Origin of the sequence: Caballeronia terrestris, from assembly GCF_001544515.1 — a bacterium.
Classification (GTDB): Bacteria; Pseudomonadota; Gammaproteobacteria; order Burkholderiales; family Burkholderiaceae; genus Caballeronia; species Caballeronia terrestris.
In genome coordinates this window covers 65,214-78,071 of sequence record NZ_FCOL02000008.1, presented here as the reverse complement: position 1 = coordinate 78,071, position 12,858 = coordinate 65,214, and the positions used below count along the sequence as shown (strand labels likewise).

Here is a 12,858-nt window from a genome sequence, read left to right as displayed (position 1 = left end):
CGCAGTCCCCGGACGGCGGGCAATTCTTCCGGCGCTTTCTCGTGCAGGCCGCGCCGTGGCTCGTGCCGTTCGCCGTGTTCATCGCGTGGGAACTCGCTGCGCGCACGGGCGGATTGTCGGCGCGCGTGCTGCCGGAGCCGCTCGCGGTCGTCAAAGCGGCGTGGTCGCTCGTGCTCTCCGGCGACATGTGGACGAACGTCAAGGTCAGTTCGTTGCGCGCAGTGACGGGGTTCGCGGTGGGCGGCGGCATCGGCTTCGTGCTCGGGCTCGCGACGGGGCTTTTCCGGCCCGCCGAAACCGCGCTCGATTCGACGATCCAGATGATCCGCAACATCCCCGCGCTCGCGATGATCCCGCTCGTGATCCTGTGGTTCGGCATCGGCGAGGAGGCGAAGCTGTTCCTGGTCTCGTTCGGCGTGTTTTTTCCGGTGTACGTGAACACGTTCCACGGCATTCGTTCCGTCGATGCGAATCTTATCGAGATGGCGCGCAGCTACGGGCTGTCGGGCTTCGCGCTGTATCGTGACGTGATCTTGCCAGGCGCGCTGCCGTCGATTCTCGTCGGCGTGCGGTTCGCGCTCGGGCTGATGTGGGTGATGCTGATCGTCGCGGAAACGATTTCCGCGCAGTCGGGCATCGGCTACATGACGATGAACGCGCGCGAATTTTTGCAAACGGATGTGGTGGTCGTCGGCATCCTGCTTTACGCGCTGCTCGGCAAGCTCGCCGACATGCTCGCGAAGGGCATCGAGCGCGTGACGCTGCGCTGGCATCCCGCTTATCAACACAAAGGAGCGAAGCGATGAACGCGATCACTTCCTCGACGGCGTTCGCGGGCATCCCCGGCGCCCGCGCACCGCTCTTTCGCGAGGCTCAGCCAGCGGGCCCAGGCCGCGCCGATCTCGCGATCGAGCTGCGCAACGTCGACAAGCATTACGGCGACCGGTCCGTGCTTTCGGACTTCGATTTCGCGATCGAGCGGGGCAGTTTCGTCTCGATCGTCGGACGCAGCGGCTGCGGGAAATCCACGTTGCTGCGACTGATCGCGGGACTCGAAGCGACGAGCGGCGGCACGCTCACGCGGCACGCGGCGCGCGAAGGCAGCGCGCTCCAGACCCGCATCATGTTCCAGGACGCGCGGCTCTTGCCGTGGAAGTCCGTGCTCCAGAACGTGATGCTCGGCCTGCCGCGCTCGGCACGCGGCGATGCGCGCGCCGTGCTCGCCGAAGTGGGTTTGAGCGAGCGCGAGGGCGACTGGCCGGCACAGCTTTCCGGCGGACAGCGGCAGCGTGTCGCGCTGGCTCGCGCGCTGGTGCATCGGCCGGATCTGCTGTTGCTCGACGAGCCGCTCGGCGCGCTCGACGCTCTTACGCGCATCGAGATGCACGCGCTGATCGAGCGTTTGTGGCGCGAGCATCGGTTCACGGCGTTGCTCGTCACGCACGACGTGCAGGAGGCGGTGGTGCTCGGCGACCGGATCGTGCTGATCGAGGAAGGCCGCATTTCCTTCGATGCCGCGATCGACCTTGCCCGGCCGCGCTCGCGTGCGTCGGCCGGTTTTGCCGCGCTTGAGGAAGCGGTTTTGACGCGCGTCCTCGGGACGACGCCTGGCGTGGAGCCGTCGCGCGATTCACATCCGCTTGCGGTCCGCTGGGCGATCTGACAAGTCTGACAATCGATTCACCACTCTGGAGACTCACAATGGGCATCACCGCGATCAACGTGCGCAATCAGTTCAAGGGCAAGGTCAAGGAAATCATTCGCGGGTCGGTGGTGTCGGAAGTCGACGTCGATACGCCGTTCGGCATCGTCACGTCTGTTATCACAACGCGCTCCGTCGACGAGCTCGAGCTCAAGGTCGGCTCGGAAGTGGTGGCGCTCGTGAAGTCGACGGAGGTGTCGATCGCGCGGCTTTGAGTCGCTTTATTTCGCTTTATTTCGCGATGGCGTCGCTCGCCGGGTTGCTGTGGATCATGCGGTCGCTGTTGGGCGGCGGCGTCGGACGCTTCATCGGCATGTTGTCCGGATTGTTGGGATTGTCGGGGCGCACCGTGCTGGCGCCCGCGGCAGCCGGCGGCTTAACCATCGAGGCGGCGGCGTCGGATGGCGGTTTTTGTTGGGCGAAGGCGGTGGAGACGGCGCAAAGGAGCAGGGCGGCGAGCGTTTTCATGATTTTGTCCCTCGGATGGCGGGCGGTTTGGCATGCGTTTGGTAAGCATTTTGTGTGACTGGCATTTGGCGTCGACGCGGAATGGGGACCTAAATCACTCGGTCAGGAACCGCACGAACTTCCCGCCCCGCTCCGAAACCGCGCATCCCACTGAATGATCTTGAACGGCTCGCCAGCCGTTCGACCGTGCAATCAGCGTTCGCGAGCCCTGCGCGGGCGCTGACGTCTCGAAAGTCCGCACTTTTTCCCGAATGATTTGAACGGCCCACTGGACGGTTAAAGTGGAAGTTCGTCGTTGCTGGTCGCGCGACTGCGGCTGCGCCACGAAGGTGTGTACCTCCGCTGAATGATCTTAAACGGCTCGTTAGCCGTTCGAATGCGGAGATCAGCGTTCGGCCGCCCCACGAACGAATTTGTCCTCATCCTGTAAAATCACGGATTCGGCGCCGTTTTTGCCGCACCGGCGTGGCGCCCCACGCAATCGATCCCGCGTCCCATGTCAGCAGTTTCCGAACCCAGCCCGCGCCGCGTGTCCGTCGCCCCGATGATGGACTGGACCGACCGCCATTGCCGGTCGTTTCACCGTCTGCTTTCCCGCGATACGTGGCTCTACACCGAAATGGTGACGACCGGCGCGCTCCTTTTCGGCGACGTCGCGCGGCATCTCGCGTTCACGCCCGCCGAGGCGCCCGTCGCGCTGCAACTGGGCGGCAGCGAACCCGCCGATCTCGCGAAGAGCGCGAAGCTCGGCGAGCAGTGGGGCTACGACGAGATCAACCTGAATTGCGGCTGCCCGTCCGAGCGCGTTCAGCGCGGCGCGTTCGGCGCGTGCCTGATGAACGAGCCGCAGCTCGTCGCCGATTGCGTGAAGGCGATGCGCGATGCCGTCGCGATTCCCGTGACGGTGAAACATCGCATCGGCGTCGATACGATCGAGGACTACGAGTTCGTGCGCGATTTCGTCGGCACGGTGGCGGAGGCGGGCTGCGAGGTGTTCATCGTGCACGCGCGCAACGCGATCCTGAAGGGCTTGAGCCCGAAGGAAAACCGCGAGATTCCGCCGCTGAAACATGAGTATGCGTATCGGCTGAAACGCGATTTTCCGCAGCTCGAGATTTTGATCAACGGCGGCATCAAGACGCTCGACGAGGTGGAAGAGCACCTGAAACACGTCGATGGCGTGATGCTCGGCCGCGAGGCTTATCACAATCCGTTCGTGCTCGCGGGCGTCGATTCGCGCTTTTACGGCGCGCAGTCGCCGGTCGCGACGCGCGAGGAGATCGAAGCCCGCCTGATCGACTACGCACGCGCCGAGCTTGCGTGCGGCACGTATCTCGGCGCGATCACGCGGCATGCGCTGGGGCTGTATCGCGGCGTCGCGGGGGCGCGCGGCTGGCGCCGGGTGCTGTCGGACAGCAAGCGTCTCGCGACCGGCGATCTCTCCATCTTCGACGACGCGCGCACGCATCTGCGCGAAGCGGTCGAACTAGCCGAAGGCTGATTGACGAATCGCTTCGCGCGGGGGCTAGGCAAACGGAATCTTTATTCGTATAATCTCGCTTCTCGATCGGCAAGCCAGTTCTTGGTAAGCCCGAGAGCAGTAAATCAGGTTGTCAGTGGTGGCTGTAGCTCAGTTGGTAGAGTCCAGGATTGTGATTCCTGTCGTCGTGGGTTCGAGTCCCATCAGCCACCCCAAGTTTTTTTCTCAAGCCAGGTCGGCATTTTTCCCAGTTGATATATCGCGTTGAATCGGGTTTCGCTGCCGCATTTCGCACGCGGTGTGAAGCCGACGGAAACTGCGTCGTCGAGTGAAAAAGTCCCGCAAGGCGAACCTTGATCGCACGAGTAAGCGCGCGTGACGCTATTCGGTCATTCTGAGTATCGTGTCCGCGCCGGTTACTGCGTGGGCGGCCAGTCCGCGATCGATTTCGACATCGATGTGATAGTCGGCCTTGACTCGTGCGTCGAACAGGGGCCGAAGCCTTTTGAAAAGCCTTTGCGGCATGAAACGCCGCGTAGTACGAGCGACTGCAGACCGCCCGGTAGTGAGGTTCCGACTCGGCAGTTTTCAATAATTCGGCTGCGCAGGTGGCGAGTTCTCTCGGTGTCGCGCTCATACCCGGACCTCCTCGAAGACCACGTCGAAGGTTACATCCTTCTTGAGACCCGCCTGATTTTCCGCTTCGGCGAGTTCGACGTTCATTTCAAATGCTTCGAGTGCCGGGACAGGAACGGTCAGCGAATACGTCACGCCATGGAATAAACCATCAGCGGAGGTGACGAGAGGCACAATGATCGGGCGGATCCTATGACGGCGAAGCACTGTGCCAGCCACGTCGAGATGACTCGCGATCTGTTCGTCTGAAATGCCAGCATCGAGCAAAATCGCGTGCGCCTGCAGGAGATCGTCCGCTTCCTCCATGTCCCATTCGATCTGCATTTTTTCGGCTCGCGCAATGAAGCGGGCCGCCTGAGCGATTGCGCCAGCCGCAAATCCTTCCCGAAGCGCCAGCGTGAACTGACCAAGCTCCGGCGCGCCGACTCGGGCATAGATGTCCTGACCCGCCTGGAACTTGCCGAGGTTCAAGCGATTAATCATCCGGTTCACTTCATTCGTGCCGGTGTTCCCCAGCGCGACGCTGTTCCTGAATGCCTCTTCCGTGTCATCAAAATCGCCCGTCAGCCCCTTCCACGCGCCTGTGAGTTCCCAGGCGGAGCACGCATCGACGGTCATAAGAGCATCGATTTCCCGCTTGATCGCGCGCCACTCGCGGACGAGCGGCGTCACCGTCGACGGATCGATGTAATAGGGCGAGGCCGTCTGGAGAGCGTTGATTCTCTCCACGATTTGTTCGGTCTTCGGCTGAGGAATTGCTTTCATGCGCCTTCTTTCAAAGAGTCACGCGGGCTGGGCGGTTTGTCTTTAAGTCAATTTAAAACGGCTTACTTTAAGAATCGTACTATTTGTCGATCGAGCTTGTGTGTGCCCGGAGGCGGCTTTGGAATAGGCCGCGCGGTAAGGCAAAAGCGAATCGGCCTAGAATCGTCAAGGCTGGCGCGCCTTTGCGAGACCCATATGCCAAGTTGTCATTTGAAAACTCTTTGCACAAAAGCGCAGAAACGCACATGAATTAAGCAGAAGGCGCGAAACCGCGCGCTCAAGTTTTGACAAACCCTGCCGTCAAAACCGGCATGCCCCGCGAAACCTATTCTCCCGCGAAAGACCCCGACATCCACGAGCTGATCGCCCGGGGCAGCGCGTTGATCGGATCGCTCGACGTGATCCGCAAGGCGCGCTGCATGCCGTCGTTCACGGATGACATGAACGCCTACTGGACGTGGTGCCAGGCCGGCGAGCCCGACGATCCCAGCATCGTCGATATCATCAGACGCCTGATTCGCGACGGCGCAGCCAGTTGATCGCGCCACGAGCCGCCAGCCTCCGCCAATTTGCCCCGCGATGTGTCCCGCGCCACACAACGCTCGCCGCATCGGCACTACGCTCACCGTGCGATTCCTGCCAAGAGCAATCGAAGAACGGGAGACCGACATGGCGCTGAGCAAAGCAGAAAACCGGGTGTTCGGGGACAAATGCCTGCCGTTCCTCGTCAAAAGCGTCACTTCCAGCTTCGGGCGCGACTTCCACGTAATGCCGCGCTTGATGCACGTCGCGCCGACCGTCGGACTGCACATCACCGCGCACCGCGCCGCCGACGCCAGAATGTCGTATCCGCTGAACGTGTTCGTCTTCTGGCCCGCGCCGGGGATCCGGCAGTTCCTGAGCAACGTCGACCGGCCGATCGTCGCGGCCAGCGTAAGCGAGCGCGTCCCGCAGGAGATCCGCAAAATCATGGAGCGATCGGGCATCGATTTCACCGGCCGCTCGCAGGAGCGCGGCGAAGTCGTGATGGTCGAATTGAGCGAGAGCGTTCTTTGAGCGGATCTTAGGCTCGGACTCAATGCCCGGATGACGGCGGTTTGGCCATGTGTTAATAATGCGCGAACCTGAAACCGCCCCGGAACGCCACCGCATGAGACCGCCGCGCCTCGATCAACTCGACGACATTGACCGCAACCTCGTCGCGCTCCTGCAAACGAACGCGCGTGAGAGCGTCGCGAATCTGGCACGCCAGCTCGGCGTCGCGCGCACGACTGTCATCGCGCGCGTCGCGCGGCTCGAAAAGAACAACGTGATCGCGGGCTACGGCGTGCGCCTCGGCCAGGACGTGCTCGACGCGAGCATCCAGGCTTACGTCGGCATCAAGCTCGCGCCGAAGTACGGCCGCGACGTCCAGAAACGTTTCGCGAAAATGCCCGAGATCCAGCTCCTTTGCGCAGTCAGCGGCGAGTTCGATTACGTCGCGTGGCTGCGCGCCGATTCTCCCGACCGCCTAAATGATCTGCTCGACGAAATCGGCGCGCTGGAAGGCGTCGAGCGCACGACGACGTCGATCATTCTCGCGCGCAAAATCGACCGCGGCGGGTAGGTTTCGACGATTCGTAGCTAATCCAAGTCGAAATGACGAAAACGATCGTCGATACGCATCATTTTGTGTCTATGATCAATATTCATGCGCTCCTAAACTTGTGTAAGAAGGACTGACTAAACAGCGCAACTTCGTTGCATGGGACCGGAGTAAGGCGCATGGGTTCAGAGTAAGCGCTAAAGCGCCAACTCTGATCGACAGCGCCAACTCTGTTCGACAGGAGATAAGAATGAAAGTAGCCCTGATAGGCGCCGGCTTGATCGGTCAAAGCATCGCCCACCTGCTGCGTGAAAGCGGCGATTTCGAAGTCGTCGCGTTCGACCGCGATACCGCTGCGCTCGCGCTGCTCGACGAGCAGGGCATCGAGACGCGCCGCGTCGATTCCGCCGATACTGCCGCCTTGCGCCACGCCTTGCAAGGTTTCGACGCGCTCATCAACGCGCTGCCGTACTACCTTGCGATCAACGTGGCATCGGCGGCGAAAGCGGCGGGCGTCCACTATTTCGACCTCACCGAAGATGTGCGCGCGACCCACGCGATCCGCGCGATCGCCGACGACTCGCAGCAGGCGTTCATGCCGCAGTGCGGCCTCGCGCCGGGGTTCATCGGCATCGTCGCGCACGATCTGGCGAAGCGCCTCGACGACGTTCGCGAAGTGAAAATGCGCGTCGGCGCGCTGCCGGAGTTTCCGACCAACGCGCTGAAGTACAACCTGACGTGGAGCATTGACGGCCTGATCAACGAGTACTGCCAGCCGTGCGAAGCGATCCGTGACGGTCGCACGCAATGGGTCCAGCCGCTCGAAGGCGTCGAGCATTTCTCGCTCGACGGCACCGAATACGAGGCGTTCAACACGTCGGGCGGGCTCGGCACGCTGTGCGAGACGCTCGCGGGCAAGGTCGAGACGCTCGACTACAAGTCGGTGCGCTATCCGGGTCATCGCGACCTGATGAAGTTCCTGCTCGACGATTTGCGCATGTCCACCGATCGCGACGGCCTGAAGGCGATGCTGAAGCGCGCGGTGCCGTCGACGGCGCAGGACGTCGTGCTGATCTTCGTGACGGTGACAGGCATGCGGGGCGGCCAGCTCGTGCAGGACGTGTTCACGCGCAAGATTTTCGCGAAGGATGTCTGCGGCGTGCCGATGAGCGCAATCCAGATCACGACCGCTGGCGCGATCTGCGCGGAACTCGATCTGTTCCGCGAGGGCGTCTTGCCGCAAAGTGGCTTCATTCGCCAGGAGCAGGTGCCGCTCGATGCGTTCCTGAGCAATCGCTTCGGGCGTTTGTACGAAGGGGAGAGCGTGGTGCAGGCGACGCGGCGGCTTGCGGCGGCGTAAAAACAAAAAACCTGAGAGACGAAAAGGCGCTTCGGCGCCTTTTTTGTGCGCCGGGGCAGGCGGGATGGCTTGGTGCAGGTTCTCCGGTCAGCGTGCCGAGTGGCGAAAACGAGCAAAGCGCCGGTGGTGTCGCAGTGCGTGGCTTCCTCGACTCAAGCCACTACGTAAGGCGCTTCAGCAGTTCCTCATAAGCTTCATCCGACGGCGCGGAGTTGTCGAACGCCAGCAGATCGCGGCACGAGTCGCCACCCGGCACGAAGCGGCGCGTCTTGTACTCGTCCCAGTGCGCGAGCTTGTACGCGTCGTTCGGATCGCCACGCGCGACGATCCGCTCACGCGCCACGTTTTCATCGACATGAACCCAGACGACGCGCAGCGTCACCTCATCACCGATGCCGAGCCACGCGCGCTCGAAAATCCGCCCGTCGCGCACTTCACGGGACAACGGCGCGACCACCGCCGCGGATACACCGAGTTCGAGATTCTCCCGAGCGGTATCGATCAGCGATCGATACTCGGGATCGCGCAAGTGCTGCAAAAAAAACGGGCTGTCGCGATCGTTCGGGTCGCCGGTCAGCGCGCCCATCGCGGCGGCGCTGTATGCGCCGTAGAGCGTGTCCTTGTCGAGCATGCAGAACGGTTCGCCAGTCGCGCGCATGAGCCGCGGCACCAGCCGCTTGGCGAGCGTCGTCTTGCCGGTGCCGGCGTGGCCGCAGAAGAAAATCAGATGTGTCATAGGGTTGACCGTCCGCGCTGATACCACTTCATCAGCGGCGTCGAAGAGATGCCGTGCACGATCACCGACGCCGTGATCACCGCGATCACGAGCGGAATCAGCGGTCCGGCGGCGCTTTTCGGCGCGTGTTCGAGCGCGAACATCAGGTAATAGAACGAGCCGACGCCGCGTATCCCGAACCAGCTCATCAGCCGCCGCTGCGGCCCCGTCGCCATTGATCCGACGAGCGACGCCTCGACGGCCGCCGGCCGCACGACCACGAACAGGGCGACGATCAGGATCACCGCGTGCCAGGTCAACATCGGCTGCCAGTAGTTCGCGAGCACCGCCCCGACGATCAGCATGATCGCCACCTCCGCGATCCGTTCCAGTTCGATCGTGAAGCCGAGCACGCGTTCCGCCATGAACGCGTGCGCGCGCTCCGGATCGGACGCAACCGAGCCGACGTCGTCGGCGTCGATCGTGCCCATTGCCTCGCGCGGCGACTTGTCGCCGCTCGCCTTCTGCTCGACGCGGCGCATCGCGAGGCCGGCCGCGAACACCGCGAGAAACGCGTACGTGTGCAGCAATTGTGCGACGCCGTACGATAACGCGATTAATCCGAGCGCATAGAAGCCCTCGGGGCCAAGCGCCTGGCCGTGGCGCGTGCGCAGGAACGCGACGAGCCGCACGGCGAGATCACCGAGCAGCCAGCCGCTCGCGAGCGCGCCCGCGACGCCCCACAGCGCCTCGCCCGTGAACGCCCACGAGAGCGCCTCCCCCGGCGACGCCTCGTACTTGCACACGGCGACGCCGAGCAGCGCGAACGGCAGCGCGATGCCGTCGTTCAGGCCGCCTTCGCCCGTCAGCGAAAAGCGCAGCAAGTCGATGTCGCCGGGACGCTCGACTTGCACGTCGTGGGCGAGCACGGGGTCGGTCGGCGCGAGCATCGCCGCGAGCAGCAGCGACGGGCCCCAGTTCAGGCCGAGCAGATACACGCCGACGAGCGTCAGCGCGGCGACGGTCAGCACCATCGCTACGACCCCGAGCCGCAGCGGTAGCAGCCAGATGCGATCGGTCGGCGGAACGCGCAGGCGCAGGCCGATCGCGAACAGCGACACGAGCATCGCGACTTCGGTGATGCGGCGCAGCACGGTCGCATCGGCGAGGAGATCGAGGGAGAGAAGGCCTGCGCCCGCGGGCCCGAGGCCGAAGCCGATCGCGAGGTAGCACATCGCTGTGCTGATCGGCAGATGCTTGAACGTCGAACTGGCAAGTCCCATGAGGATGAGTACACCGCCAACGACGAGAAACCACATCGTCTCGGTCATGGAAACCTGTCTGCTGAGGGGAAATGGCCGGCGTTTTTTCTGTGGCCGGAAGATGAATCAAGGTAGCACGGCCCATGCCCGTCGCGCCTTTTGGTGCACGCAATCGGCGCCCGCGACGCGTAAGATGTGACGACCCTCGTTCAACGCAATGCAACGCAATCGCGGGAGGTTCCCATGTCACAGCATTTCGACGCCGTCGTGATCGGCACCGGACAAGGCGGCTCGCCGCTCGCCGTGCGCCTCGCGCAAAGCGGACGCAAGACGGCGGTCATCGAGCGGCATCTGTTCGGCGGCACCTGCGTGAACGTCGGCTGCACGCCGACCAAGACGTACGTCGCGAGCGCGCGCGCCGCGTACGTCGCGCGCCACGCGGCGGAGTACGGCGTGATGATCGCGGGCGACGTGCGCATCGACATGGCGCGCGTGAAGGCACGCAAGGACGAGGTGATCGGCCAGTCGCGCAACGGCGTCGAGAAATGGCTGCGCGATACGCCCAACATGACGGTTTTCACCGGCCACGCGCGCTTCACCGGGCCGCATGCGATCCGTATCGACGGGAACGACGGCCAACAGCACGACCTGCAAGCCGATACGGTTTTCATCAACACCGGCACGCGCCCGACGATTCCCGACATCGACGGCATCGAGCGCATTTCGTATCTGACCAACTCGACGCTGCTCGATCTCACCGAGGTGCCTGAGCATCTGGTGATCGTCGGCGGGAGCTATATCGCGCTCGAATTCGCGCAGATGTTTCGCCGCTTCGGCAGCCGCGTGACGGTGCTCGTGCGCGGCAAGCGAGTGCTCGTCCGCGAGGACGCCGATTTCGCCGAGAGCGTGCAGGCGGTGTTGGCGAAGGAGGGCGTCGAGTTCCGTTTCGGCGGGGAGCCGACACGCCTGGAGCCGTTCGGCAACGGCGTGCGGATCACGCTGAACGAAGCGACGATCGACGCCTCGCATCTGCTCTTCGCGACCGGCCGCCAGCCCAATACCGACGACCTCGGCCTCGACGCCGCGGGCCTCGCCACCGACAAGCACGGCCTGATCGAAGTCGACGGCCAGTTGCGCACGAAGGTCGAGGGCATCTGGGCGATCGGCGATGTAAACGGGCGCGGCGCGTTCACGCATACGTCGTACAACGATTTCGAGGTCGTCGCGGCGAATCTGCTCGACGGCGAAGCGCGCAGCGTCGATACGCGGATCATGACCTACGCGGTGTTCGTCGATCCGCCGTTCGCGCGTGTCGGGATGAGCGAGAGCGAAGTGCGCGCGGCGGGCCTGGACGCGCTGATCGCAAGGATGCCGATGTCACGCGTGGGGCGCGCGCGCGAACGCGGCGAGACGGACGGCTTCATGAAAGCGTTGGTCGACGCGAAGACGAAGCGGATTCTGGGCGCGGCGATCCACGGCATCGAAGGCGATGAAGCGATCCATACGTTCGTCGACATCATGAACGCGGGCGCGCCCTACACGACGCTGCAACAGGCGATGCACATCCATCCGACCGTCAGCGAACTGATCCCGACGCTGCTCGGCATGTTGAAGCCGCTCAAATAAGCTCAAGCCTCGACCGGCGGCTTCTCGGCTTCCTTCGTAAGCGCCGCCTCGCGCGTTTCCGGCATCGCGAGCCAGACGAGCGCGGCCGCGAGCGCGCCGGCCGCAGCAAGCCCGAAGAAGCTCATCGACGTGCCGAAGCGGTCGGCGGCGAAGCCTGCCGCCGCCGTCGAAAGTGTCGCGCCGACGCCTGCCGCCAGCCCGAAGAAGCCGATGCACAGGTTGTAGCGGCCCTTGCCACCGGCGACGTCGGCGGCGATCAGTGGCAGCATCACGCCGAACACCGCCGCGCTGATGCCGTCGAGCATCTGCACCGGCACGAGCAGGTACGGGCTGCTCACGCCGGCAAACAACAGCGCGCGCACCGGCAGCGCGCAAAAGCCCAGGATCAGCACCGGGCGCCGTCCCCAGCGCTGCGCCTGCCGCCCGACCCACGGCGACAGCGCCGCGACGATGAACTGCGGCACGATGATGCACGCGGCGATCACGAGTTGAACGTTGTCGCCCATGTGCGCCGTGACTTCGCCCGCGGCGAGATTGAGCATTGCCGCGTTCGAGAGGTGAAACAGCACGACGCACGCCGCGAAGATCAGGAGCCGCTTGTCCTGCAGCATCTCGCGCAGGGTCTCACGCTCCTCGCCGGTCTCGGTGAGCTTTTTCTCCTTCGGGCTGCCGCGCGGCAGCTTCGGCGCCATCTCGTGATGGATCATCGAGAGCGCGACGAGCGCCGGCAGCGCGAGCGCGGCTGTCAGGAAGAACACCGAGCGCAGCGAGAAATACTCACCGAACACGCCCATCAAGGCGGCGGTGAGCGCGCTGCCGATCGACGCCCAGCGCGCGTTGCGTCCGAGCCGGTCGCCGAGATCGGCGCGGGACACGAGCGCGTAGGAGATCGCCGCCATCGCGGGCACGAGCATGCAGCTCGCGAAGCCGTGCAGCACTTCGGCGGCGAAGACCATCACGAACGTCGGACTCGCCGCGAGAAAGAGCGCGCTCGCGATGATCGCGACGATCGCGGAGGCGGCGGCGAATTTCTTGTTGCGCATCGCGTCGACGAGCGCGCCCGCCGGCAACTGGCTCGCCATCGCGCTGATCGTGCCGACGGAGAGCATCAGGCCGATCTCGCCCTGCGTCCATTTGTTGGCCGAAAGGTACGACGCGATGAAAGGGCCGAAGCCGGTCTGCACGTTGGCGACGAAGAAGTTCAGCCAGTCGAGCGCGCGAAGACTTCGTGCAATTACCATTGTTGTGGATCGGTCTCG

The 12,858-nt window shown here is 63.8% G+C and carries 14 protein-coding genes and 1 tRNA gene; 10 read left to right on the top strand and 5 right to left on the bottom strand.

The window, feature by feature from the left end:
• Positions 1 to 41: 41 nt before the first annotated feature.
• From ssuC to AWB67_RS09570, 3 genes are read left to right on the top strand one after another with little or no spacing between them, the layout of a single operon-like run.
• Complete coding sequence (gene ssuC, locus AWB67_RS09580) at positions 42 to 806, top strand: aliphatic sulfonate ABC transporter permease SsuC (protein WP_235025097.1); 765 nt, start codon at positions 42 to 44, stop codon at positions 804 to 806.
• Positions 803 to 1,663: an ATP-binding cassette domain-containing protein gene (locus tag AWB67_RS09575; RefSeq protein ID WP_087656001.1), complete on the top strand. Its 861-nt coding sequence runs from the start codon at positions 803 to 805 to the stop codon at positions 1,661 to 1,663. Before ssuC ends, AWB67_RS09575 begins: the two co-directional genes overlap by 4 nt.
• Positions 1,664 to 1,701: 38 nt before the next feature.
• Positions 1,702 to 1,917, top strand: a complete 216-nt coding sequence (locus tag AWB67_RS09570; RefSeq protein ID WP_087656000.1) for a TOBE domain-containing protein — start codon at positions 1,702 to 1,704, stop codon at positions 1,915 to 1,917.
• A gap of 16 nt (positions 1,918 to 1,933) precedes the next feature.
• Here AWB67_RS09570 and AWB67_RS09565 read toward each other — a convergent pair whose 3' ends face one another.
• The gene (locus AWB67_RS09565) at positions 1,934 to 2,170 is read right to left on the bottom strand and encodes a hypothetical protein (RefSeq protein ID WP_087655999.1); all 237 of its coding nucleotides are present in this window, start codon (positions 2,168 to 2,170) and stop codon (positions 1,934 to 1,936) included.
• A gap of 496 nt (positions 2,171 to 2,666) precedes the next feature.
• Here AWB67_RS09565 and dusA point away from each other — a divergent pair, with 496 nt between their 5' ends.
• Together dusA and AWB67_RS09555 are read left to right on the top strand one after the other, a co-directional pair.
• Positions 2,667 to 3,671 (top strand): tRNA dihydrouridine(20/20a) synthase DusA, encoded by a 1,005-nt coding sequence (gene dusA / locus AWB67_RS09560; protein WP_087655998.1) that lies wholly within the window; start codon positions 2,667 to 2,669, stop codon positions 3,669 to 3,671.
• 118 nt (positions 3,672 to 3,789) lie between these two features.
• Positions 3,790 to 3,865 (top strand) — tRNA-His (locus tag AWB67_RS09555).
• 418 nt (positions 3,866 to 4,283) lie between these two features.
• Here the strand turns inward: AWB67_RS09555 and AWB67_RS09550 are convergent.
• Positions 4,284 to 5,051, bottom strand: coding sequence for a hypothetical protein (locus tag AWB67_RS09550; protein WP_087655997.1), 768 nt, complete (start codon positions 5,049 to 5,051; stop codon positions 4,284 to 4,286).
• A 311-nt stretch (positions 5,052 to 5,362) separates the two neighbouring features.
• Between AWB67_RS09550 and AWB67_RS09545 the strand changes: the two genes are divergently transcribed.
• The 4 genes from AWB67_RS09545 to AWB67_RS09530 all read left to right on the top strand — a co-directional run bounded on the left by AWB67_RS09545 (position 5,363) and on the right by AWB67_RS09530 (position 7,996).
• On the top strand, positions 5,363 to 5,590 hold the full coding sequence (locus AWB67_RS09545; RefSeq protein ID WP_125477570.1) for a hypothetical protein: 228 nt from the start codon (positions 5,363 to 5,365) through the stop codon (positions 5,588 to 5,590).
• A gap of 130 nt (positions 5,591 to 5,720) precedes the next feature.
• On the top strand, positions 5,721 to 6,107 hold the full coding sequence (locus AWB67_RS09540; protein ID WP_087655995.1) for a hypothetical protein: 387 nt from the start codon (positions 5,721 to 5,723) through the stop codon (positions 6,105 to 6,107).
• A gap of 94 nt (positions 6,108 to 6,201) precedes the next feature.
• On the top strand, positions 6,202 to 6,657 hold the full coding sequence (locus AWB67_RS09535) for an Lrp/AsnC family transcriptional regulator (RefSeq protein WP_087655994.1): 456 nt from the start codon (positions 6,202 to 6,204) through the stop codon (positions 6,655 to 6,657).
• A gap of 229 nt (positions 6,658 to 6,886) precedes the next feature.
• Positions 6,887 to 7,996, top strand: a complete 1,110-nt coding sequence (locus tag AWB67_RS09530; protein ID WP_087655993.1) for a saccharopine dehydrogenase family protein — start codon at positions 6,887 to 6,889, stop codon at positions 7,994 to 7,996.
• Between the two features lie 160 nt (positions 7,997 to 8,156).
• Here the strand turns inward: AWB67_RS09530 and AWB67_RS09525 are convergent, their stop codons facing one another.
• Together AWB67_RS09525 and AWB67_RS09520 are read right to left on the bottom strand one after the other, a co-directional pair.
• Entirely contained in the window at positions 8,157 to 8,732 is a 576-nt protein-coding gene (locus AWB67_RS09525) for a P-loop nucleotide/nucleoside kinase family protein (RefSeq protein WP_087655992.1), read from the bottom strand.
• Complete coding sequence (locus AWB67_RS09520) at positions 8,729 to 10,042, bottom strand: cation:proton antiporter (protein WP_087655991.1); 1,314 nt, start codon at positions 10,040 to 10,042, stop codon at positions 8,729 to 8,731. The genes AWB67_RS09525 and AWB67_RS09520 overlap by 4 nt, the downstream gene beginning before the upstream one ends.
• Before the next feature lie 174 nt (positions 10,043 to 10,216).
• On the opposite strand from AWB67_RS09520, the gene AWB67_RS09515 reads away from it, so the two are divergent.
• Entirely contained in the window at positions 10,217 to 11,599 is a 1,383-nt protein-coding gene (locus tag AWB67_RS09515) for an FAD-containing oxidoreductase (RefSeq protein WP_087655990.1), read from the top strand.
• Between the two features lie 2 nt (positions 11,600 to 11,601).
• Here AWB67_RS09515 and AWB67_RS09510 read toward each other — a convergent pair whose 3' ends face one another.
• The gene (locus AWB67_RS09510; protein ID WP_087655989.1) at positions 11,602 to 12,840 is read right to left on the bottom strand and encodes an MFS transporter; all 1,239 of its coding nucleotides are present in this window, start codon (positions 12,838 to 12,840) and stop codon (positions 11,602 to 11,604) included.
• Between the last annotated feature and the right edge of the window lie 18 nt (positions 12,841 to 12,858).

What these genes read in the sequence shown, in the direction of transcription:
- AWB67_RS09540 (WP_087655995.1), top strand. Translation starts at nt 5,721, where the DNA reads ATGGCGCTGAGCAAAGCAGAAAACCGGGTGTTCGGGGACAAATGCCTG.
- AWB67_RS09530 (WP_087655993.1), top strand. Translation starts at nt 6,887, where the DNA reads ATGAAAGTAGCCCTGATAGGCGCCGGCTTGATCGGTCAAAGCATCGCC.
- AWB67_RS09570 (WP_087656000.1), top strand. Translation starts at nt 1,702, where the DNA reads ATGGGCATCACCGCGATCAACGTGCGCAATCAGTTCAAGGGCAAGGTC.
- AWB67_RS09550 (WP_087655997.1), bottom strand. Translation starts at nt 5,051, where the DNA reads ATGAAAGCAATTCCTCAGCCGAAGACCGAACAAATCGTGGAGAGAATC.
- AWB67_RS09525 (WP_087655992.1), bottom strand. Translation starts at nt 8,732, where the DNA reads ATGACACATCTGATTTTCTTCTGCGGCCACGCCGGCACCGGCAAGACG.
- AWB67_RS09545 (WP_125477570.1), top strand. Translation starts at nt 5,363, where the DNA reads ATGCCCCGCGAAACCTATTCTCCCGCGAAAGACCCCGACATCCACGAG.
- AWB67_RS09575 (WP_087656001.1), top strand. Translation starts at nt 803, where the DNA reads ATGAACGCGATCACTTCCTCGACGGCGTTCGCGGGCATCCCCGGCGCC.
- dusA (WP_087655998.1), top strand. Translation starts at nt 2,667, where the DNA reads ATGTCAGCAGTTTCCGAACCCAGCCCGCGCCGCGTGTCCGTCGCCCCG.
- AWB67_RS09510 (WP_087655989.1), bottom strand. Translation starts at nt 12,840, where the DNA reads ATGGTAATTGCACGAAGTCTTCGCGCGCTCGACTGGCTGAACTTCTTC.
- AWB67_RS09520 (WP_087655991.1), bottom strand. Translation starts at nt 10,042, where the DNA reads ATGACCGAGACGATGTGGTTTCTCGTCGTTGGCGGTGTACTCATCCTC.
- AWB67_RS09515 (WP_087655990.1), top strand. Translation starts at nt 10,217, where the DNA reads ATGTCACAGCATTTCGACGCCGTCGTGATCGGCACCGGACAAGGCGGC.
- AWB67_RS09565 (WP_087655999.1), bottom strand. Translation starts at nt 2,170, where the DNA reads ATGAAAACGCTCGCCGCCCTGCTCCTTTGCGCCGTCTCCACCGCCTTC.
- AWB67_RS09535 (WP_087655994.1), top strand. Translation starts at nt 6,202, where the DNA reads ATGAGACCGCCGCGCCTCGATCAACTCGACGACATTGACCGCAACCTC.